We start from the raw sequence: 1,765 nt of genomic DNA on the forward strand, positions 1-1,765 counted from the left end.
TCCACCCACGACCTGACGGCCGCACGAACGCACGAGATCGTCGACGCGCTCGCCGCCGCGGGAGTGAAATGCTGGGCGGACAAGGCGTACCAAGGCGCCGGCCGGCACATCCGAGTCCCCTTCCGGGGCCGCCGGCTCAAGCGCTGGAAGCGACGACACAACAGCAGCCACGCCAAGATCCGGTGCGTCGGCGAGCAGGCCATGGCCGTCCTGAAAGGCTGGCGCCTACTGCGGAAGCTCCGCTGCAGCCCCAACCGGATCACCAACATCGTGAAGGCCGTCCTCGTCCTTCACCACGCCTCAACCTGAGGTTGGAAAAGGCTCAGTGAGGCGATGGCGGGGCTGGTGATGCCGTGGGCCGCGCGACACAGCTCCCTCATGTCCCCGGCTCCCGCCCCGGGAGCGGGCCGGGCCGGGCGGTGCGGCGCCAGGGCAGGGAGGTTCGGCCGCGCCTTCACCTTGGCTTTGGGCTTGCCTGCGGGGCGCGGAGCCCGCTTCGGTGCGGTGGCCCGGCGGGGCTGTACCGGTCCTGGTCCGGCCGTCCGGCGGGGCGCGGGCACGGTGTGCCGGGCCTCGCCGATGCTCGCGCGGTCCGCTTTGGCGGGGCCGGGCCCCTGGTCCTGCGTGGGAGCGGGACCGGCCGGGGCGGTGGGCGCAGGCTCGGGCAGGGGGGAGAGCGGCGGCGCCGCCCCGGGCGCGGGCCCGGCGGGCGGTGGGCTGGCCGGGTGCTTGTGATCGGCCGCCGCAGGGGCGCGGGTGCCGGGAGGCGAGAGCGGGGCGGGGTCGACGGTGACGCATCCGGGGGCCGTGGGCAGGACGGCGAGGAGCAGGGGGGAGGGACCAGCGGCGCATGCCGCCACCGTGCCGCACACCGGCCGCCCGGCGCCCTGGACGGCCCGGCCGTACCCCTCGGATGGATGATCTGGGCACTGCCGGGCCGGGCCTGCCGGGCGGGAGTCGTCCAACGCGGTGGACTCTGGAGGGGAGGGCCGAAGAAGGAGGCCGCGTGATGTTGCACCCGCCGGTGGAGCCGATGTTGGCGCAGGCCGCCGAGGTGATGCCGCCCGTGCGTCCGCTCGCTTCGGGGGTGGCGTATGAGCAGAAGTTCGACGGGTACCGGGCGCTGGTGTTCACTGCGGCTGGGCCGGGTGGGCGGGTGCTGCTCCAGACCCGCCGCGGCGCCCTGATCCAGAGCGCGTTTCCCGATCTCGTCGCGGCTGCCGAGGCGCAGCTCCCCGCCGGCCTGGTCCTCGATGGCGAACTGCTCGTGTGGGACAGCGAGGCCGGTGCCCTGTCGTTCGAGGGGTTGCAGCGTCGGGCCGCCGCCCGCGCCCGCAGCGCTCCCGCGCTGGCCGCGAAGCTGCCGGCCTTCTTCGTGGCGTTCGACGTCTTGCAGATCGACGGCCGCGAGCTGCTCCACCTGCCGTATGTGGAGCGCCGCGCCCGCTTGGAGGCCCTGTTCGCCGAACACGCCCTGACGGCCCCATGGACCCTGTGCCCAATGACCACGGACCCGGCCAAAGCCCGCGAATGGCTCGACTCGTGGACGGACGTATCCGGCGTCGAAGGCATCCTCTGCAAGCCCCAGACCAGCCGCTACATGCCAGGTCACAGAGGGCCGTGGACCAAGGTCAGACGACGCGACACCACCGAAGCGATCATCGGCGCCATCACCGGCACCCTCACCCGCCCGCAACTCCTCATCCTCGGCCGCCACGACCAGGACCGCCGGCTGCGCACGGTCGGCCGCACCGTCCCGCTGCGC

General features: G+C 73.9%; 2 protein-coding genes. Both read left to right on the forward strand.

Annotated features, from left to right (window positions below; genetic code table 11):
* On the forward strand, positions 1–309 hold a 309-nt coding region (locus tag ABZY44_RS37625; RefSeq protein ID WP_356662041.1), incomplete at its 5' end, for a transposase family protein.
* 700 nt (positions 310–1,009) lie between these two features.
* Positions 1,010–1,765, forward strand: a 756-nt coding sequence (locus ABZY44_RS37630) for an ATP-dependent DNA ligase (RefSeq protein WP_356662043.1), incomplete at its 3' end; no start/stop codon positions are given.

It is taken from the genome of Streptomyces sp. NPDC006544 (assembly GCF_040611715.1).
GTDB lineage: Bacteria > Actinomycetota > Actinomycetes > Streptomycetales > Streptomycetaceae > Streptomyces.